Origin of the sequence: Bacillus stercoris (genome assembly GCF_029772985.1) — a bacterium.
Taxonomy (GTDB): Bacteria; Bacillota; Bacilli; order Bacillales; family Bacillaceae; genus Bacillus; species Bacillus stercoris.
Genome location: NZ_CP121861.1, coordinates 1,522,482 through 1,541,904 on the forward strand (window position 1 = coordinate 1,522,482; position 19,423 = coordinate 1,541,904).

General features: G+C 43.9%; 23 protein-coding genes, 1 pseudogene and 1 other annotated feature. Of the genes and pseudogenes, 21 read left to right on the forward strand and 3 right to left on the reverse strand.

The window, feature by feature from the left end; all coding sequences use genetic code 11:
- Positions 1 to 131: 131 nt before the first annotated feature.
- The 14 genes from QA442_RS07840 to rpmA all read left to right on the forward strand — a co-directional run bounded on the left by QA442_RS07840 (position 132) and on the right by rpmA (position 10,422).
- Positions 132 to 878, forward strand: coding sequence for a prepilin peptidase (locus QA442_RS07840; RefSeq protein ID WP_095432364.1), 747 nt, complete (start codon positions 132 to 134; stop codon positions 876 to 878).
- A 133-nt stretch (positions 879 to 1,011) separates the two neighbouring features.
- The gene (locus tag QA442_RS07845; RefSeq protein WP_095432363.1) at positions 1,012 to 2,010 is read left to right on the forward strand and encodes an SPOR domain-containing protein; all 999 of its coding nucleotides are present in this window, start codon (positions 1,012 to 1,014) and stop codon (positions 2,008 to 2,010) included.
- A gap of 151 nt (positions 2,011 to 2,161) precedes the next feature.
- Positions 2,162 to 2,731 (forward strand): Maf family nucleotide pyrophosphatase, encoded by a 570-nt coding sequence (locus QA442_RS07850; RefSeq protein WP_040082267.1) that lies wholly within the window; start codon positions 2,162 to 2,164, stop codon positions 2,729 to 2,731.
- A gap of 36 nt (positions 2,732 to 2,767) precedes the next feature.
- Positions 2,768 to 3,463, forward strand: a complete 696-nt coding sequence (gene radC / locus QA442_RS07855; protein ID WP_014664850.1) for a RadC family protein — start codon at positions 2,768 to 2,770, stop codon at positions 3,461 to 3,463.
- Between the two features lie 91 nt (positions 3,464 to 3,554).
- Complete coding sequence (mreB, locus tag QA442_RS07860) at positions 3,555 to 4,568, forward strand: cell shape-determining protein MreB (RefSeq protein WP_003229650.1); 1,014 nt, start codon at positions 3,555 to 3,557, stop codon at positions 4,566 to 4,568.
- Positions 4,569 to 4,598: 30 nt separating this feature from the next.
- The gene (mreC, locus tag QA442_RS07865) at positions 4,599 to 5,471 is read left to right on the forward strand and encodes a rod shape-determining protein MreC (protein ID WP_040082268.1); all 873 of its coding nucleotides are present in this window, start codon (positions 4,599 to 4,601) and stop codon (positions 5,469 to 5,471) included.
- On the forward strand, positions 5,468 to 5,986 hold the full coding sequence (gene mreD, locus QA442_RS07870; RefSeq protein ID WP_014664848.1) for a rod shape-determining protein MreD: 519 nt from the start codon (positions 5,468 to 5,470) through the stop codon (positions 5,984 to 5,986). Before mreC ends, mreD begins: the two co-directional genes overlap by 4 nt.
- A gap of 52 nt (positions 5,987 to 6,038) precedes the next feature.
- Entirely contained in the window at positions 6,039 to 6,719 is a 681-nt protein-coding gene (minC, locus tag QA442_RS07875) for a septum site-determining protein MinC (protein ID WP_014664847.1), read from the forward strand.
- Position 6,720: 1 nt separating this feature from the next.
- Complete coding sequence (minD, locus tag QA442_RS07880) at positions 6,721 to 7,527, forward strand: septum site-determining protein MinD (protein WP_014664846.1); 807 nt, start codon at positions 6,721 to 6,723, stop codon at positions 7,525 to 7,527.
- 148 nt (positions 7,528 to 7,675) lie between these two features.
- Complete coding sequence (gene spoIVFA / locus QA442_RS07885) at positions 7,676 to 8,470, forward strand: stage IV sporulation protein SpoIVFA (protein WP_014664845.1); 795 nt, start codon at positions 7,676 to 7,678, stop codon at positions 8,468 to 8,470.
- A complete protein-coding gene (gene spoIVFB / locus QA442_RS07890; protein ID WP_014664844.1) occupies positions 8,463 to 9,329 on the forward strand; it encodes a stage IV sporulation intramembrane metalloprotease SpoIVFB in 867 nt (288 codons plus the stop codon). Before spoIVFA ends, spoIVFB begins: the two co-directional genes overlap by 8 nt.
- Before the next feature lie 57 nt (positions 9,330 to 9,386).
- Positions 9,387 to 9,462, forward strand: a sequence feature (ribosomal protein L21 leader region).
- A gap of 13 nt (positions 9,463 to 9,475) precedes the next feature.
- On the forward strand, positions 9,476 to 9,784 hold the full coding sequence (gene rplU, locus QA442_RS07895) for a 50S ribosomal protein L21 (protein WP_010330275.1): 309 nt from the start codon (positions 9,476 to 9,478) through the stop codon (positions 9,782 to 9,784).
- A 2-nt stretch (positions 9,785 to 9,786) separates the two neighbouring features.
- The gene (locus QA442_RS07900) at positions 9,787 to 10,125 is read left to right on the forward strand and encodes a ribosomal-processing cysteine protease Prp (protein WP_014477547.1); all 339 of its coding nucleotides are present in this window, start codon (positions 9,787 to 9,789) and stop codon (positions 10,123 to 10,125) included.
- A 12-nt stretch (positions 10,126 to 10,137) separates the two neighbouring features.
- Positions 10,138 to 10,422 carry a 50S ribosomal protein L27 gene (gene rpmA, locus QA442_RS07905; protein ID WP_003222623.1) on the forward strand — a complete coding sequence of 95 codons (285 nt, stop codon included), beginning with the start codon at positions 10,138 to 10,140 and terminating at the stop codon, positions 10,420 to 10,422.
- A gap of 120 nt (positions 10,423 to 10,542) precedes the next feature.
- Here rpmA and QA442_RS07910 read toward each other — a convergent pair.
- Positions 10,543 to 10,667 (reverse strand): annotated as a pseudogene (locus tag QA442_RS07910) (hypothetical protein).
- Between the two features lie 77 nt (positions 10,668 to 10,744).
- Here QA442_RS07910 and spo0B point away from each other — a divergent pair.
- Genes spo0B through pheA form a run of 4 tightly spaced genes read left to right on the forward strand, consistent with a single transcriptional unit; the run spans position 10,745 to position 14,020 of the window.
- Complete coding sequence (gene spo0B / locus QA442_RS07915; protein ID WP_071581532.1) at positions 10,745 to 11,323, forward strand: sporulation initiation phosphotransferase Sop0B; 579 nt, start codon at positions 10,745 to 10,747, stop codon at positions 11,321 to 11,323.
- Between the two features lie 32 nt (positions 11,324 to 11,355).
- Entirely contained in the window at positions 11,356 to 12,642 is a 1,287-nt protein-coding gene (gene obgE / locus QA442_RS07920; protein WP_014664841.1) for a GTPase ObgE, read from the forward strand.
- 60 nt (positions 12,643 to 12,702) lie between these two features.
- Positions 12,703 to 13,146 (forward strand): transcriptional regulator ThrR, encoded by a 444-nt coding sequence (thrR, locus tag QA442_RS07925; RefSeq protein WP_003222630.1) that lies wholly within the window; start codon positions 12,703 to 12,705, stop codon positions 13,144 to 13,146.
- A gap of 16 nt (positions 13,147 to 13,162) precedes the next feature.
- Positions 13,163 to 14,020: a prephenate dehydratase gene (gene pheA, locus QA442_RS07930; RefSeq protein ID WP_040082272.1), complete on the forward strand. Its 858-nt coding sequence runs from the start codon at positions 13,163 to 13,165 to the stop codon at positions 14,018 to 14,020.
- A 24-nt stretch (positions 14,021 to 14,044) separates the two neighbouring features.
- Here the strand turns inward: pheA and QA442_RS07935 are convergent, their stop codons facing one another.
- Together QA442_RS07935 and QA442_RS07940 are read right to left on the reverse strand one after the other, a co-directional pair.
- Positions 14,045 to 14,587 carry a transcription repressor NadR gene (locus QA442_RS07935; RefSeq protein ID WP_069149991.1) on the reverse strand — a complete coding sequence of 181 codons (543 nt, stop codon included), beginning with the start codon at positions 14,585 to 14,587 and terminating at the stop codon, positions 14,045 to 14,047.
- A complete protein-coding gene (locus QA442_RS07940; RefSeq protein WP_095432362.1) occupies positions 14,553 to 15,734 on the reverse strand; it encodes an IscS subfamily cysteine desulfurase in 1,182 nt (393 codons plus the stop codon). The genes QA442_RS07935 and QA442_RS07940 overlap by 35 nt, the downstream gene beginning before the upstream one ends.
- Before the next feature lie 102 nt (positions 15,735 to 15,836).
- On the opposite strand from QA442_RS07940, the gene nadB reads away from it, so the two are divergent.
- From nadB to nadA, 3 genes are read left to right on the forward strand one after another with little or no spacing between them, the layout of a single operon-like run.
- On the forward strand, positions 15,837 to 17,429 hold the full coding sequence (gene nadB / locus QA442_RS07945) for an L-aspartate oxidase (protein WP_095432361.1): 1,593 nt from the start codon (positions 15,837 to 15,839) through the stop codon (positions 17,427 to 17,429).
- A complete protein-coding gene (gene nadC / locus QA442_RS07950; RefSeq protein ID WP_095432360.1) occupies positions 17,383 to 18,252 on the forward strand; it encodes a carboxylating nicotinate-nucleotide diphosphorylase in 870 nt (289 codons plus the stop codon). The genes nadB and nadC overlap by 47 nt, the downstream gene beginning before the upstream one ends.
- A complete protein-coding gene (nadA, locus tag QA442_RS07955; protein WP_040082277.1) occupies positions 18,239 to 19,345 on the forward strand; it encodes a quinolinate synthase NadA in 1,107 nt (368 codons plus the stop codon). The genes nadC and nadA overlap by 14 nt, the downstream gene beginning before the upstream one ends.
- The last annotated feature ends 78 nt before the right edge of the window (positions 19,346 to 19,423 follow it).

The following is a 19,423-nucleotide window of genomic DNA, read 5'->3' on the forward strand; positions in this document are numbered from 1 at the left end:
GGCTCCGGCAGAATCGAAAAAAGATTCTGCCGGCTTTTTTATGTGTAAAATTGCATAATCCCGATTGGAGTTCAGGTTTCTCATTTTGCTACAATCCATACCATAACTCAGTGAGTAAAGGTGTGTTGTCTATGCTATTCATTCTTTTTATCTTCGGGCTTATCCTTGGTTCTTTTTACTATACGGCCGGGCGCCGTATCCCCTTACATCTATCTATTATCGCGCCCCGTTCATCATGCTCGTTTTGCCGGCGGGCTTTGACTCCTGCAGAATTAATTCCCATCCTGTCATTCCTATTTCAAAAAGGTAAATGTAAAAGCTGCGGGCATAGGATTTCTTTTATGTATCCCGCGGCAGAGCTTATGACAGCGTGTTTATTTGCCGCCGCAGGAATACGCTTTGGCATGTCGCTGGAATTATTAACCGCTGTCGTGTTTTTCTCTCTTCTCATTATTGTTGCAGTGACAGATCTTCATTATATGCTGATTCCAAATCGAATATTGATTTTCTTTCTTCCCTTTTTGGCGGCCGCGAGATTGATTTCTCCGCTTGATTCCTGGTATGCAGGCCTGTTAGGTGCTGCAGCCGGATTTCTATTTCTGGCTTTAATTGCCGCAATCACTCATGGGGGAGTAGGGGGAGGAGATATTAAATTATTTGCGGTGATTGGCTTTGTGCTTGGTGTGAAAATGCTGGCGGCTGCCTTTTTCTTTTCTGTTTTGATAGGCGCATTGTACGGGTCGGCAGCTGTTCTGACTGGTAGACTCGCCAAAAAGCAGCCGCTTCCCTTTGCCCCTGCAATAGCGGCAGGGAGTATTTTAACCTATTTATATGGGAACTCTATCATTTCGTTTTATATCAAAATGGCATCGGGATGACTGCTGAAAAATTTGACGAACGTTTTTTGGACAAGACGACAAAAGTCTTGTTCTTTTTTTTTTCGCCTGTGCTAAAGTGTGTAGCATGAAAAGCCGACAAGAACGGTCAAGCAAATGAAGGGAGGAAGCGGAATTGAAAAAAAGAAAGAATAAAAAAAACAGTAAAGCCGCAGAAAAAGCCCTCAAGGTGACGATTAATGGAAAAGAAGAGACAGTTTACGAACAAGAGACGCAAGATACAGAGGCGGATAAAAGCATGACATTTTCAAATTGGGAGGAAAAAAGAAAGGCAGAACAAGAGGTTGCGGCATCCCAGGAACATCCTGATGAAGATGAATTTAATTGGGATTCCGAGGAGGACAAGGTGTTTAAAGAGGACCCTAAAGTTGTTCCTCCTTATCAAAAGAAAAAATCAAAGTCTTATGCAAAAGGAAAGACCGGGACTGCCAAACCAGTAAAAAGAGTGGCTGCGACGATTGCCTTCGCGGCTGTCATTGGCACTGGGTTAGGGCTATTCGCGTTAAGCATGTCGGGGAATAAAGAAGCGTCAGCACCGGCCTCTTTAGAGGATTCTCTAGGCAGCCAAACGGCAAAAGCCGGAGATGCTTCTGCTGATAAACAAACCTCAGGCACAGAAAAACAAGCGGCACAAACTGAAGGTACATACAAAACATACGCTGTGCAAGCCGGGAAATTTTCAAATGAAAAGGGTGCCGAAACGTTAACAAAACAATTGACCGAAAAAGGTTATTCCGCCGTGTCACTGTCAAAGGATGACGGGTATACGTATGTTATTGCAGGCTTAGCAAGTGAAAAGGATGTCTCACAGCAGTTAGGACAGCTTTTAATCGACAGTGATTTTGAAGCTTGGGGAGGTAAGGAGCTTTCTTTATCAATAGAGTCGGATATGACCGATTCTTTTAAGGAAACAGCGGAGCTTGCGACAAAGGCGATTCTCGGAGAAGACTTTACAAAAGCGAGTGTAGAAAAAATAGAAAAGTCGCTTGGTGAAACAAAAGCGTCAGAAACAGGAGAGAAAAAAGCGATTCTGCAGGCATTAAAGGAGTTAGAGGAGCCAAGTGCTGCAGCCGGATGGAAGGCTCAGCAGCAGCTGTTAGCCGTCGTTAAATAAGAGAAAATGCGTGAGCCTTCGTCCTTTAGTGACAGGCTTTTTTTATTTTGTCATGAAAAAGTTATTTTTCTGAAATTGTGACAAGCCCCGTGATTTGGTAGGATAAACGAGTATCTTTTTTTCTTAAACAAACCCTGAAAGGATGACGAACATGACAAAACCGCTAATACTTGCATCACAATCTCCGCGCAGGAAAGAACTCCTCGATCTTCTCCAGCTGCCCTATTCCATTATTGTCAGTGAAGTAGAAGAAAAATTAAATCGAAACCTTTCACCAGAAGAAAACGTCCAATGGTTGGCAAAACAAAAAGCTAAGGCTGTTGCTGATCTCCACCCGCATGCAATTGTTATCGGTGCTGATACAATGGTATGCCTTGACAGCGAATGCCTCGGAAAACCGCAGGATCAAGAAGAAGCTGCTTCCATGCTGCGGAGGCTTTCAGGCCGAAGTCACTCAGTAATAACCGCGGTCAGCATTCAAGCTGAAAATCACAGCGAGACTTTTTATGATAAGACAGAAGTTGCGTTTTGGCCCCTCAGTGAAGAAGAGATTTGGACGTATATTGAAACAAAAGAGCCGATGGATAAAGCAGGTGCATACGGCATCCAAGGAAGAGGCGCGCTTTTTGTAAAGAAAATAGACGGAGATTATTATTCAGTCATGGGCCTTCCTATATCAAAAACAATGAGAGCTCTACGTCATTTTGATATAAAGGCATGATGATTTTATAAACGGGAAGGGAAAGAAAAGGAGTGCTTGGTCATACACGATCTGCCATTAAAACTCAGAGATTTCCCAACGAAAGAAAAGCCAAGAGAACGGCTCCTGAAAGTCGGAGCCGAGAACTTAGCGAATCATGAACTTTTGGCTATATTATTGCGGACAGGGACTAAACACGAATCTGTTTTGGAGCTGTCAAACCGGCTGCTGCGCTCTTTTGACGGGCTGCGTCTGCTGAAGGAAGCATCGGTTGAAGAGCTGTCAAGCATCCCGGGAATCGGTATGGTAAAAGCGATTCAAATACTGGCAGCAGTTGAGCTCGGAAGCCGGATTCATAAATTAGCCAACGAAGAACATTTCGTCATTCGCTCCCCGGAAGACGGCGCTAATCTTGTCATGGAGGATATGCGCTTTTTAACCCAGGAGCATTTTGTCTGTTTATACTTAAATACAAAAAATCAAGTCATCCATAAACGCACCGTATTTATCGGAAGCCTGAATTCATCTATTGTCCACCCGCGAGAGGTGTTTAAAGAAGCGTTTAAACGATCTGCCGCTTCCTTTATCTGTGTTCATAATCATCCATCTGGAGATCCAACGCCGAGCAGGGAAGATATTGAAGTGACAAGACGGCTGTTTGAATGCGGAAACCTGATTGGCATCGAGCTGCTCGACCATTTGGTGATCGGGGACAAAAAATTTGTGAGTTTAAAGGAAAAAGGATATTTGTAACACTTTTTTTTTCGTCGAATTAAGCTATAATAGAGTTTATGAGTTTTTCCCTTTAGGGTATTTTTGCTTTAAGAAAGGAAGATACATACATATGTTTGGAATTGGTGCAAGAGACCTTGGTATAGATCTTGGAACTGCGAATACGCTTGTTTTTGTAAAAGGAAAAGGAATTGTTGTGAGAGAGCCGTCTGTTGTCGCTTTGCAGACGGATACGAAATCGATTGTTGCTGTCGGAAATGATGCGAAAAATATGATTGGAAGGACACCGGGCAACGTGGTGGCTCTGCGCCCGATGAAAGACGGCGTTATCGCTGATTATGAAACTACGGCGACGATGATGAAATATTACATCAATCAGGCCATAAAAAATAAAGGCATGTTTGCCAGAAAACCATATGTAATGGTATGTGTTCCATCAGGTATTACAGCTGTTGAAGAACGCGCTGTTATCGATGCGACAAGACAGGCGGGAGCGCGTGACGCGTATCCGATTGAAGAGCCATTTGCGGCAGCAATCGGAGCCAATCTGCCAGTTTGGGAACCGACTGGAAGCATGGTTGTTGATATCGGAGGCGGTACGACAGAAGTTGCGATTATTTCCCTCGGAGGCATCGTAACGTCTCAATCAATCCGCGTAGCCGGTGATGAGATGGATGACGCGATTATCAACTACATCAGAAAAACATACAACCTGATGATCGGTGACCGTACGGCTGAAGCGATTAAAATGGAAATCGGATCTGCAGAAGCTCCTGAAGAGTCCGATAACATGGAAATCCGCGGACGCGATCTGCTGACAGGTCTGCCGAAAACAATCGAAATTACAGGAAAAGAGATTTCTAACGCTCTACGCGACACTGTATCTACAATTGTTGAAGCCGTGAAGAGCACACTCGAAAAAACACCGCCTGAGCTTGCAGCAGATATCATGGACAGAGGTATAGTGTTAACCGGCGGCGGAGCGCTTCTTCGCAATTTGGACAAAGTCATTAGCGAAGAAACGAAAATGCCGGTCCTTATCGCCGAAGATCCGCTTGATTGTGTAGCGATCGGAACAGGGAAAGCACTGGAGCACATCCATCTTTTCAAAGGGAAAACTAGATAATCGGGAGTTCAATAGAAGAGGTGTAACACGATGCCGAATAAGCGGTTAATGCTATTACTTCTGTGTATTATCATATTGGTGGCTATGATTGGATTTTCGCTGAAGGGCGGCCGCAATACCACCTGGCCTGAGAAAGTGATCGGCGATACGACGGGAGTATTTCAAAATATTTTTCATACGCCTGCCGAATTTTTTGCAGGAATATTTGAGAACATCAATGATTTAAAAAACACATACAAAGAAAACGAGCGTCTGAGAGAAAAGCTTGACGGACAGACACAATATGAAGCCAAGCTTCAAGAGCTTGAAGAAGAAAACAAATCCTTGCGTGCCGAGCTTGGCCATGTCAAATCGATTAAGGATTACAAGCCGATTTTGGCAACGGTCATCGCCAGAAGCCCTGATAATTGGGCGAAACAGGTCACCATTAACAAGGGGACTCAGCAAAACGTAGCGAAAGATATGGCCGTTACGAACGAAAAAGGCGCATTAATCGGCAAGATCAAAAGTTCCGGACTGAACAATTTCACTTCAACTGTTCAGCTTTTAAGCGATACTGACCGCAATAACAGAGTCGCGACGAAAATTTCCGGAAAAAAAGGCAGCAAAGGCTACGGCTTGATCGAAGGATATGACAAAGAGAAAAAACGTCTTAAGATGACAATTATTGAGCGTAAGGATAAACAAGACGTGAAAAAAGGCGATCTTATTGAAACATCAGGCACAGGCGGTGTTTTCCCAGAAGGGCTGACAATCGGTGAGGTGACTGATATCGAGTCAGATTCCTATGGATTAACGAAGGTTGCTTATGTAAAACCTGCGGCTGACCTTACCGATTTAAATAATGTGATCGTTGTTAACCGTGACGTGCCGACTGTCGATACAGAGGAGGAAGGATCGTGAAACGTTTCCTTCTCCCTTTCGTTATGATGCTTGTTTTTTCTGCGGAAAGCATTTTTACAGATTTGGTGCATTTTCCTTTCGTTACAGACGACCAAGTGCTCGCTCCGCGTTTTTTGATGCTTGTATTGATATTTATGTCGGCTTTTATCAACCAAAAACACGCGATGATTTACGGATTTATATTTGGTTTTCTATATGACATGAACTATACAAGTCTATTAGGCGTTTACATGTTTGGTTTTGCAGGGCTATGCTATTTGGCTTCAAAAGCGTTTAAAGTGCTGCATACAAACGCATTTGTAGTGATATTGATAGCAGTTCTGGCTGTCTGTCTGCTCGAATTTTACGTATTCGGCATTCAGTCTTTGATTCATAAAGATATTATGACGTTTAACGGATTTGTGCTTGACCGGTTTATACCGACAATTTTATTGAATATTGTAGCAGCTCTTATTCTTGTTCTGCCGTTTAGATTATTTTTTATGAGTCTAAAGAAAGAATTGAGAGATGAGTAAAAAGGATTTTATCTTTTTTTGACGAAATGAGTATGTTGTTGAGGTGAATATTGTGAAGACCAAAAAGCAGCAATATGTAACGATAAAAGGAACAAAGAATGGGTTAACATTGCATCTGGATGATGCGTGTTCTTTTGATGAGCTTCTCGATGGTCTTCAGAATATGCTGTCAATTGAACAATATACCGATGGAAAAGGCCAGAAAATCAGCGTCCATGTTAAGCTGGGAAATCGCTTTTTATATAAGGAGCAAGAGGAACAGCTAACCGAATTGATTGCGTCAAAGAAAGATTTGTTTGTTCATTCTATTGACAGTGAAGTCATTACTAAAAAAGAAGCACAGCGGATAAAAGAGGAAGCCGAAATTATTTCTGTATCAAAAATTGTCCGTTCAGGCCAGGTGCTGCAGGTAAAAGGCGACTTGCTCCTGATCGGTGACGTTAATCCCGGCGGAACAGTCAGGGCCGGAGGGAACATTTTTGTTCTGGGCTCCCTGAAAGGAATCGCGCACGCCGGGTTTAACGGAAATAATCAAGCGGTCATCGCCGCCTCTGAAATGCTGCCGACACAATTAAGAATCAATCATGTGTTAAATCGCTCCCCAGACCACATTCAAAAAGGGAACGAAATGGAATGTGCTTATTTAGATACAGACGGAAATATGGTCATTGAACGCCTTCAACATTTGGCTCATTTAAGACCTGATCTAACAAGGCTTGAGGGAGGAATGTGAATTGGGTGAGGCTATCGTAATAACTTCGGGAAAAGGCGGAGTAGGTAAAACAACAACATCTGCGAACCTCGGTACCGCCTTAGCCATTTTAGGGAAGCGCGTATGCTTAGTGGATACTGATATAGGACTGCGCAACCTTGATGTTGTAATGGGTCTTGAAAATAGAATTATTTACGATCTTGTAGACGTTGTAGAGGGCAGATGCAAAATGCATCAGGCGCTCGTAAAAGACAAACGTTTTGATGATCTGCTCTATTTAATGCCTGCTGCTCAAACGAGCGATAAGACAGCTGTTGCTCCTGAACAAATTAAAAACATGGTCCAAGAGCTCAAACAGGAATTTGACTATGTCATCATAGACTGTCCTGCGGGAATCGAGCAAGGGTACAAAAATGCCGTTTCCGGAGCTGATAAAGCGATTGTGGTCACTACGCCTGAAATCTCAGCCGTTCGTGATGCTGACCGTATTATAGGGCTGCTGGAGCAAGAAGAAAATGTTGAATCGCCGCGGCTTGTTGTAAACAGAATCAGAAATCACCTGATGAAAAACGGTGACACGATGGATATCGACGAAATCGTACAGCATCTGTCGATTGATTTGCTCGGAATCGTGGCTGATGATGATGAAGTCATTAAAGCTTCCAATCATGGCGAACCGATTGCGATGGACCCGAAAAACCGCGCTTCCATTGCATATCGAAATATTGCCCGCCGTATTTTAGGTGAATCTGTTCCTTTACAAGTGCTTGAAGAGCAAAACAAAGGAATGATGGCTAAGATTAAGTCATTTTTCGGCGTAAGATCTTAATGTGATAGAATCAAAGAGAAGAATCTGACAAAGCAAATGCTGTGTCAGGTTTTTTTGTTTTTGTCTGCTTTGTTCCTGACTAAACCGAATATTTGCCATGGACAAGACATATGATGTACAAACCCAACGAATGCAAAGGATGATGGCAATGAGTCACAGAGCAGATGAAATCAGAAAACGATTAGAGAAAAGAAGAAAACAGCTTTCCGGCTCAAAACGTTTCTCTACTCAGACAGTTTCTGAAAAGCAGAAACCCCCGTCCTGGGTGATGGTAACGGATCAGGAAAAGCATGGAACACTTCCGGTCTACGAAGATAACATGCCAACATTCAACGGAAAACACCCATTGGTGAAAACAGATTCAATTATCCTGAAATGTCTTCTTTCGGCCTGCCTTGTTCTCGTTTCGGCTATAGCCTATAAAACAAACATTGGACCTGCCAGCCAGATTAAACCCGCAGTTGCCAAAACTTTCGAAACTGAATTTCAATTTGCTTCGGCAAGCCATTGGTTTGAAACGAAATTTGGAAATCCGCTTGCTTTTCTGGCTCCTGAACACAAAGATAAGGAACAGCAGGTTGAAGTAAGCAAAGATCTGGTCGCGCCTGCATCCGGGAAAGTACAGCAGGATTTTCAGAACAATGGGGAAGGAATTAAAGTTGAAACAAGCAGCGATACGATTGATAGCGTAAAGGAAGGCTATGTGGTTGAAGTCAGCAAAGACAGCCAGACGGGATTGACGGTTAAGGTGCAGCATGCTGACAACACCTACAGTATTTATGGCGAGCTCAAAGATGTGGATGTTGCTTTATATGATTTTGTGGATAAAGGCAAAAAGCTTGGTTCAATTAAGCTTGATGATCATAATAAAGGGGTCTATTATTTTGCCATGAAAGACGGCGATAAATTTATTGATCCGATTCAGGTGATTTCATTTGAATAAATGGCTCGACCTTATCTTAAAGATCCATGTGCATCCTTTTCTTTGGATTATCGCGGCGCTGGGGCTGCTTACAGGTCATATGAAAGCATTATTATGTCTGCTCCTGATTGTATTGATTCATGAGCTGGGGCATGCTGCTCTGGCTGTGTTTTTTTCTTGGAGAATCAAGCGTGTATTTTTGCTGCCGTTTGGCGGAACGGTTGAAGTGGAAGAGCACGGGAATCGGCCGTTAAAGGAAGAATTTGCGGTCATTATTGCCGGCCCTCTTCAGCACATCTGGCTTCAGGTTGCTGCCTGGATGCTTGCAGAAGCCTCAGTGATTCATCAGCATACCTTTGAACTCTTCACCTTTTATAATCTTTCTATTTTATTTGTCAATCTACTGCCGATTTGGCCGCTGGATGGCGGAAAACTGTTATTTTTGTTGTTTTCCAAACAGCTGCCCTTTCAAAAGGCTCACCGGCTCAATCTAAAAACGTCGCTCTGCTTCTGCCTGTTGCTTGGGTGCTGGGTTTTATTTGTGATTCCTCTGCAAATCAGCGCATGGGTTTTGTTTGTCTTTCTGGCTGTTTCTTTGTTTGAGGAATATAGGCAAAGGCACTATATCCATGTGAGATTTCTTCTTGAAAGGTATTACGGAAAAAATCGGGATCTTGAGAAACTTCTGCCGCTGACAGTAAAGGCGGAGGATAAAGTCTATCACGTGATGGCCGAGTTCAAACGCGGCTGCAAACATCCAATTATTATTGAGAAATCAGGCGAGAAGCTCAGCCAGCTTGACGAGAATGAAGTGCTGCACGCTTACTTTGCCGATAAGCGGACGAATTCCTCCATGGAGGAACTGCTGCTGCCTTACTAAAATCGATTGACAAACGTCTTGTATTTTGGTATATTTTTTAATGTTATGGATGTAGCACCATTGCTACAACCGCTCAGTACAGGTGTTAAGAGCTTTTACAGCCCCCTGGTATCTGGCGAGTCTTAGTCTAATAGGAGGTGCAGAGAATGTACGCAATCATTAAAACAGGCGGTAAACAAATCAAAGTTGAAGAAGGCCAAACTGTTTACATCGAAAAACTTGCTGCTGAAGCAGGTGAAACAGTTACTTTTGAAGACGTTTTGTTTGTTGGCGGAGACAATGTGAAAGTCGGCAACCCTACAGTTGAAGGCGCGACAGTAACGGCTAAAGTTGAAAAACAAGGCCGCGCGAAAAAAATCACTGTTTTCAGATACAAAGCAAAGAAAAACGTTCATAAAAAACAAGGTCATCGTCAGCCTTACACTAAATTGACGATCGAAAAAATCAACGCGTAAGCATGATTCAGGCAACAATCAGAAGGTCTCATGATAAAGGCATATTGTCTTTTGAAATGACGGGCCATGCGAATTTTGCTGAACATGGACAAGATCTTGTTTGTGCCGGAGTGACAGCCGTTGTGTTTGGAGCCGTTAACGCGGTCATTGTGCTCGCAGGCTTCGAGCCGCTTCTTGATATAGGAGAGGACGGGGGTTATTTTTATTTTGAATTTCCTGAATCTCTTGATCCGGATGCGCGCCAAAAAGCTCAGCTGCTGATTGAAGGCATGATTGTTTCGCTAGAGACAATCGAACGAGATTACAAAGACAACTTGCGTGTGACCACAAACATAATATAGGAGGTGAGCTACATGCTTAGATTAGATCTTCAGTTTTTCGCTTCTAAAAAAGGAGTAGGTTCTACAAAGAACGGACGTGACTCTGAGGCTAAACGTTTAGGTGCTAAACGTGCTGACGGTCAATTCGTAACAGGCGGTTCTATCCTTTACCGTCAACGCGGAACAAAAATTTACCCAGGTGAAAACGTGGGCCGCGGCGGAGATGACACTCTATTTGCGAAAATCGACGGAACTGTTAAATTCGAACGTTTCGGCCGTGACCGCAAAAAAGTGAGCGTATATCCTGTAGCTCAATAATGATTCAAAAAACTCCGGTCGTTGATGACTGGAGTTTTTTTTGCAATACGCGGAGTAAACACCTAGAATGAAATGCAGAGTATGTGCGAGCAGACCCCGCCAAGAATGAGAATAAATATCTCAAACCCACTGGATATGTTCCCCAAGCAGTAATACATAAAATGTTCTGCCTGGCTGCAAATCAACCAAAGCGCCAGAAAAAAGGAACATGATATTTCTGGGAAAAACAATTGTTTTTCTAACAAAGCCTTCTCTGTTATAATTCATAATACACACTTATACAGACTCCTAAATAAGAAATTAAATGATTGGGAGTGCGAAAATGAAGGATGTTTCAAAAAATCAAGAAGAAAATATAAGCGACACGGCATTAACAAACGAACTGATTCATCTGCTTAGCCATTCCCGGCATGATTGGATGAATAAGCTGCAGCTGATTAAAGGAAACTTAAGCTTACAGAAGTATGACCGCGTCTTTGAAATGATTGAAGAAATGGTTATAGACGCAAAGCACGAATCAAAGCTCTCAAACCTGAAAACACCGCATTTGGCGTTTGATTTTCTTACATTTAATTGGAAAACCCATTATATGACGCTTGAATATGAAGTTCTTGGAGAAATTAAGGATTTGTCGGCATATGACCAAAAGCTGGCGAAACTGATGAGAAAGCTGTTTCATCTGTTTGATCAAGCAGTCAGCAGAGAGAGTGAAAATCATTTAACGGTTTCGCTTCAAACGGATCATCCTGATAGACAGCTGATTCTGTACCTTGATTTCCACGGCGCCTTTGCCGATCCATCTGCTTTTGATGATATTCGGCAGAATGGATATGAGGAAGTTGATATCATGCGTTTTGAAATCACAAGTCACGAATGTCTGATTGAAATTGGATTGGACTAGCGGAGTTTTTAACGGTTAGAACGGAGGACATTATGTTTGTAGATCAGGTCAAAGTATATGTAAAAGGCGGCGACGGCGGCAACGGGATGGTTGCGTTTCGCCGTGAAAAGTATGTGCCAAAAGGCGGCCCTGCCGGCGGCGACGGAGGAAAGGGAGGAGACGTCGTTTTTGAAGTGGATGAAGGTCTCCGCACCCTGATGGATTTTAGATACAAAAAACACTTTAAAGCGATTCGCGGCGAGCATGGCATGTCCAAAAACCAGCACGGACGAAATGCTGATGATATGGTCATTAAAGTTCCGCCGGGCACCGTTGTGACAGACGATGATACAAAACAGGTCATCGCTGATTTAACAGAGCACGGACAGCGGGCTGTCATTGCAAGAGGCGGAAGAGGCGGAAGAGGGAATAGCCGCTTTGCTACACCGGCTAATCCCGCGCCTCAGCTTTCAGAAAACGGCGAGCCGGGAAAAGAACGCTACATTGTTCTTGAATTAAAAGTGCTTGCAGATGTCGGACTTGTCGGGTTCCCGAGTGTGGGAAAATCTACTTTGCTGTCTGTTGTCTCATCTGCAAAACCGAAAATTGCGGACTATCACTTTACAACGCTTGTCCCGAATCTCGGCATGGTTGAAACGGATGACGGACGCAGCTTTGTCATGGCCGATTTGCCGGGGCTGATTGAAGGCGCACACCAAGGCGTCGGACTGGGCCACCAGTTTTTGCGCCATATTGAACGGACACGAGTTATTGTTCATGTCATTGACATGTCCGGCTTAGAAGGCCGCGATCCGTATGATGATTATGTCACGATTAATCAGGAACTGAGCGAGTATAATCTGCGACTCACTGAGCGTCCGCAAATTATCGTTGCAAATAAAATGGACATGCCGGAGGCTGCGGAAAATCTCGAAGCCTTTAAAGAAAAGCTGACGGATGATTATCCGGTATTCCCGATCAGTGCGGTGACAAGAGAAGGTCTGCGTGAGCTTCTGTTTGAGGTTGCCAATCAGCTTGAGAACACACCGGAATTCCCGCTGTATGACGAGGAAGAGCTTACACAAAACCGTGTCATGTACACGATGGAAAATGAAGAAGTGCCATTTAACATTACACGCGATCCAGACGGTGTATTTGTGCTTTCAGGAGACAGCCTTGAGCGGTTATTCAAGATGACTGATTTCTCACGTGATGAATCGGTTAAACGGTTTGCAAGACAGATGCGCGGAATGGGTGTTGATGAAGCACTCAGAGAACGCGGAGCCAAGGATGGAGATATAATCAGGCTTCTGGAATTTGAATTTGAATTTATTGATTAATGAATGTTGGCTGAAAAGAGAGCCTGGTGTCAGGCTCTCTATTTTAAAGGGGAGATGCAAATGAAAGAGGAGACATTTTATCTTGTCCGTGAAGATGTATTGCCCGATGCAATGAGAAAAACGTTGGAAGTCAAAAAGCTGCTTGATCGAAAAAAAGCAGACTCAGTAGCAGATGCCGTTCAAAAGGTTGATCTAAGCCGAAGTGCATTTTATAAATACAGAGATGCTGTTTTTCCATTCTATACTATGGTTAAAGAACAAATTATCACACTTTTCTTTCATTTAGAGGACAGGTCAGGTGCGTTATCTCAGCTCCTTCAGGCGGTAGCTGATTCTGGAAGCAACGTTCTTTCCATTCACCAGACCATTCCGCTTCAAGGAAGAGCAAATGTGACACTGTCTATCAGTACGTCTGCAATGGAAGAAGACATTCATACATTAATGAATAAGCTCAGGAAGTTTGATTTTGTAGAAAAGGTTGAAATATTAGGTTCAGGTGCATAAGGGAGAGAAAATCGTCATGAAAGTCGGTTATTTAGGTCCAGCAGCTACATTTACACATCTAGCAGTCAGTTCTTGTTTTCAAAACGGCGCCGAACATGTGGCTTACCGCACCATTCCGGAGTGTATAGATGCGGCAGTTGCAGGCGAAGTTGATTTCGCTTTTGTTCCTTTGGAAAATGCATTAGAAGGATCAGTAAATCTGACAATAGACTATTTAATACATGAACAGCCCTTGCCTATCGTGGGTGAAATGACGTTGCCGATTCATCAGCATTTGCTCGTCCATCCCTCTAGAGAGAATGCGTGGAAAGAGCTCGACAAAATTTACTCACATTCGCACGCGATTGCGCAATGCCATAAATTTCTCCATCGTCAATTTCCTTCCGTTCCATATGAATACGCCAATTCTACCGGGGCGGCAGCAAAGTTTGTCAGTGACCATCCCGAGCTGAATATCGGGGTCATTGCCAATGATATGGCAGCTTCTACATACGAATTAAAAATCGTGAAACGGGATATACAGGATTATAGGGACAATCATACAAGATTTGTTATCCTGTCCCCGGATGAAAACATATCTTTTGAAGTGAATTCAAAATTGAGTTCCAGGCCGAAAACGACCTTAATGGTCATGCTTCCGCAGGATGATCAGTCGGGGGCGCTGCATAGAGTGCTGTCTGCATTTTCTTGGAGAAATTTAAACTTGTCAAAAATTGAGTCACGTCCGACTAAAACGGGATTAGGCCATTATTTCTTTATTATTGATATTGAGAAAGCGTTTGATGATGTCTTGATTCCAGGAGCCATGCAGGAACTTGAAGCGCTTGGCTGCAAAGTGAAGCTTTTGGGTGCATACCAGTCCTACCAATTATAAAAAAAGCCCTCTAGAGGGCTTTTTTTAGTCTTTAATTAAAATGCCGGCTTCTTCGAGTGCTTGGCAGGCTTGATCGATGCGGTGTTCATCAGATGCTGTCAGTGTGTGCAGATGCACGCCGTCGGTCAGCTGTGACAAGTAGGCAGCATTCGTAGAATTGATTTTTTTAATGAAATGGCTAACTTCCTTCCGGGTGCCTACTTGGATGGCTGCAGTTAAATCTCCGTAAACGGGATGCTCAATTTTTACGTCTTTCACTGTAACGCCTTCGTCCACGATGAGCTGCAGTTCCTCTTCTGTCCGTTCAGGACTGTGCAGACATGCTATGATCCTTTCCGCCTGCTGGTGCTGCTGAGCGGCCGCATCCATGTATACATATCCTTGGCTTGTGGCGATAATCGGTTCATTTTTCGCTTTCAAGAGCGATATATCCTGTACAATAACCTGTCTTGAAACGTTTGCTTTTTTTGCGAGTTCTCCTCCTGTCAGCGGTGATGTAGATTCCTTCAGCCACAGAAGAAGCTGGTCACGCCTATTGGCGCCCATAAGCTTTAATTCCTCGGTCAATATCAAATTCTCCTTTCTTTTGTTCCCAAAGCATTGTAAACGTATGTAATAACTGATCCAGCTGGTCAGCTGTTGTATGCCTGCCAAAAGAGATGCGGATAAATTGCAGAGCCTCTTGTTCCGTTTTTCTTAATGCTTTCATCGTTGCTGACGGACCGTGGTAACCGGCAGAACAAGCGCTGCCCGTTGAAATGCAAATATTGCTCCGATTACATTCTAACATAACATATTGTCCTTCAAATGAGTGAAAAAAACACCCTACAATATGCGGAAGACATTCTGTTTGTGAAGTGTCTGCCGCAAGGGTTACAGGGAGAGAACGCATACGGATTTGGTCTAGAAAGTATGTTCTTAATGCCTTATTGCGGGATATCTGTTTTTCCATTTCGCTTACGATCCATTCCGCCGCGGCAGTGAAGGCTCCGATACCGGGAACATTTACGGTGCCGGCCCTGAATCCTCGTTCGTGAGTAGTGAGAGGATAAACGGGTTTCCAAGGGACATCCGGCCGGATATAGACCGCACCTACTCCTTTAGGTCCATGGATTTTATGGCTTGATATTGAGAGTGCATCTACTCCCAAATCTTCTGTATTGATAGGAATTTTCCCAAACGTTTGAACAGCGTCGCAATGAAGAAGAATATCCCTGTTATGCAGGTATGAAGACAGATGTTGAATGGGCTGAATGATCCCGGTTTCAGAATTGGCATGCTGAATAGATATCAAGCCTGTCTCCGGACGGATATGAGCTGCTAATATTTCCTCGGTAATAAGCCCGTATTCATTCGGTTGAATGATGGTGACATCAAATTCATGCTGTTCCAGATATGCAGCACAGTTTTGAATAGACTGATGCTCCATGGCGGTCGTAATAAAATGTCTTTTCGTTTTTGGCAGGCCGTTTAGCAATGATTGAATGGCCAGAAAATTAGATTCAGTGCCGCCGCTTGTAAAATAGATGCCGCTTGCTTCACCGCCAATGATGTTGGCGATTTTTTCACGGCAGTACTCCAGTATGTGATTTGCTTTTCCTCCTGCATCGTGCAGGCTGCTTGCATTTCCGTACATATCCATGCTGAGCTTCTGATATACGTTAAGAGCCTCCTCACAAATCGGTGTTGTCGCTGCATAATCTAAATAAATCATCCGGTCTTCCTCCATCCGTTCTCCATAAAAAACTCTTGAGTTTATTTTATCCTTGTGTAAATATAGGTGTCAAGACAGGTGTAAACAACAGGAGGGTGACATATGTCTAAAAAGACGATTACAGTCATCGGTTCAGGGGCGGCGGCACTTTCTTTAGCGGCAGCTTTCCCGCCGTCATACGAAGTGACTGTTATCACAAAAAAAAGCGTCAAAAACAGCAATTCTGTCTATGCACAAGGCGGGATTGCTGCGGCCTATACAAAAGGTGACTCGATTGAAGCCCATCTGGAGGATACGTTATACGCAGGGTGCGGCCATAATAATCTAGCTATTGCAGCAGATGTGTTACATGATGGAAAAATGATGATTCAAAGCCTATTGGAGCGTGAATTTCCATTTGACCGCAATGAACGAGGCGATGTTTGTCTCGGAAGAGAAGGAGCCCACTCATACAACCGTATATTTCATGCGGGCGGAGACGCAACAGGCAGGCTGCTTGTCGATTATTTGCTCAAACGGATCGACAGCAAAATTAAGTTAATCGAGCATGAAACGGCAGCAGAGTTGCTTATAGAGGATGGCCGCTGTATCGGCGTTATGACAAAAGACTGCAAGGGGCGGCTCAAGGTAAGGCATGCAGACGAAGTTGTGCTGGCTGCCGGCGGCTGCGGGAACCTGTTTCTTCACCATACGAATGATCCCTCTGTCACAGGTGACGGTCTTTCTCTGGCTTACAGGGCCGGAGCGGAAGTAACGGATTTAGAGTTTACACAGTTTCACCCGACACTGCTTGTGAAAAATGGTGTTTCCTATGGGCTTGTTTCAGAAGCTGTCAGAGGGGAAGGCGGATGTTTAGTAGACGAAAACGGCCGCCGGGTTATGGCTGACCGGCACCCTTTAGGTGACCTGGCTCCAAGGGACGTTGTCTCACGGGTTATTCATGAGGAAATGGCAAAAGGAAATCACGTTTATATTGACTTCAGTGCGATTTCTGATTTTGAAGCGCGTTTCCCTACCATCACCGCCATTTGTGAAAAAGCAGGGGTTGATATCCATAGTGGAAAAATCCCTGTTGCTCCGGGAATGCACTTCTTAATGGGAGGTGTTTCAGTTAATTGCTGGGGAGAAACGACAGTACCGGGGCTTTATGCGATTGGCGAGACTGCATGCTCTGGTTTACATGGAGCAAACCGGCTTGCGAGCAATTCCTTATTGGAGGCGCTGGTGTTTGGAAAAAGGGCAGCAGAGCATATTATGCAAAAACCGGTTTATAACAGGCAATATCAAGCGACTCCCAAAAACGTATTCTACGAGGTGCCGGATATAGAGGTGCATGAACTGCAAAGCAAAATGACAAGCCACATGTCTATTCTGCGGGAACAAAGCAGTTTGATTGAGCTTAGCATCTGGCTTCATACGCTGCCTTTTCAAAAAAAGAATGTGAAGGATATCACAATTCGGCAGCTGGAGCTTTCTCATTTATGGCAAACTGCAAAGCTGATGACGTTTTCTGCGCTTTTACGGGAGGAAAGCAGGGGGGCACACTTCCGCACCGATTTTCCTCATGCTGAGGTGAGCTGGCAGGGAAGACAAATTGTCCATACAAAAAAAGGAACCAAGATCAGAATAAACGAAGGGATTTGGAACAATGAATCATTTACAGCTGAAAAAATTACTGAATCACTTTTTTCTTGAGGATATTGGGTCAGGGGATCTTACATCGCAGTCTATTTTTGGAGAGCAGAGCTGTGAAGCGGAGATTGTTGCAAAGTCAGAGGGGATCTTTGCAGGGGCTGCGGTGATAAAAGAAGGCTTTGCTTTATTAGATAAAAATGTTCAAATCATTTTACACACAAAAGATGGGGACATTTTGCGAAAAGGTGAAGTGATTGCAGTATTACGAGGTCCGGCCGCAACGCTTCTTTCAGGAGAGCGGGTCGTATTAAATCTTATTCAAAGACTGTCAGGAATTGCGACGATGACAAGAGAGGCTGTCCGCAGGCTGGATGATGAACAGATTAAAATTTGTGACACGAGAAAAACAACACCGGGGCTGAGAATGCTGGAAAAATACGCTGTCAGAGCGGGTGGCGGGTATAATCATCGATTCGGCTTGTATGACGGTGTCATGATTAAAGACAATCATATTGCTGCATGCGGCTCTATTTTAGAGGCATGCCAGAAAGCTCGTCAGGCCGTGGGGCATATGGTAAATATCGAAGTGGAAATTGAAACGGAGGACCAGCTGCGGGAAGCAATTGAAGCAGGCGCAGATGTTATTATGTTTGACAACTGTCCGCCAGATACGGTCCGTCATTTTTCAAATCTCACACCGAATCATATAAAAACTGAAGCCTCTGGCGGGATTACGTTAGAATCTTTGCCTGCTTTTAAAGGGACGGGTGTGAATTATATTTCCTTAGGATTTCTGACTCATTCCGTCAAAAGTTTAGATATCAGCATGGATGTTACGTTATCAAATGAATCTGTGGAGGAATGCCGTTATGTCAATTCTTGATGTGATCAAACAATCGAATGATATGATGCCGGAAAGTTATAAAGGACTGTCAAGAAAGGATATGGAAATGCGTGTTGCCGCCATTAAGGAAAAGTTCGGCAGCAGGCTCTTTATACCAGGCCATCATTATCAAAAGGATGAAGTGATACAATTTGCTGACCAAACCGGCGACTCCCTGCAATTGGCCCAAGTAGCGGAAAAAAACAAAGAAGCGGATTACATTGTATTTTGCGGCGTTCACTTTATGGCAGAGACCGCTGATATGCTGACAGGCGAGCAGCAAACGGTTGTCCTGCCAGATATGAGAGCTGGATGTTCTATGGCTGACATGGCTGACATGCAGCAAACCAATAGGGCATGGGAGAAGCTTCAGCATATATTTGGAGATACGATCATACCTTTAACTTATGTGAACTCCACTGCGGAGATCAAGGCATTCGTCGGAAAGCATGGCGGAGCAACTGTGACTTCTTCGAATGCGAAAAAAGTGCTTGAATGGGCGTTTACACAGAAAAAAAGAATTTTATTTTTGCCTGATCAGCATTTAGGGAGAAATACGGCTTATGATCTGGGCATAGCGCTTGAAGATATGGCGGTGTGGGACCCGATGACAGATGAATTAGTGACTGAATCCGAGCATACGAATGTGAAAGTGATTTTGTGGAAAGGGCATTGTTCTGTTCACGAGAAATTCACCACTAAAAATATCCATGATATGAGAGAGCGTGACCCCGACATTCAGATCATTGTGCACCCGGAATGCTCCCACGAAGTCGTGACACTAAGCGATGATAGCGGATCAACTAAATATATTATCGACACAATCAACCAGGCTCCGGCGGGAAGCAAGTGGGCAATCGGGACAGAAATGAATCTTGTCCAGCGGATCATTCACGAGCACCCTGATAAACAAATCGAATCACTCAACCCTGACATGTGTCCTTGCCTGACAATGAACCGAATCGATTTGCCGCATTTGTTGTGGTCGTTGGAACAAATTGAAAAAGGAGAGCCTTCAGGCGTCATTAAGGTGCCAAAAGCCATTCAGGAGGATGCACTCCTTGCCCTGAATCGAATGCTTTCGATCACGTAGATCAGAAATATTTCCCTTCCTGTACTCATAACTTCTTTTGTTCAGGCATATGTTGTGAAGAAACATATTGTAATCACA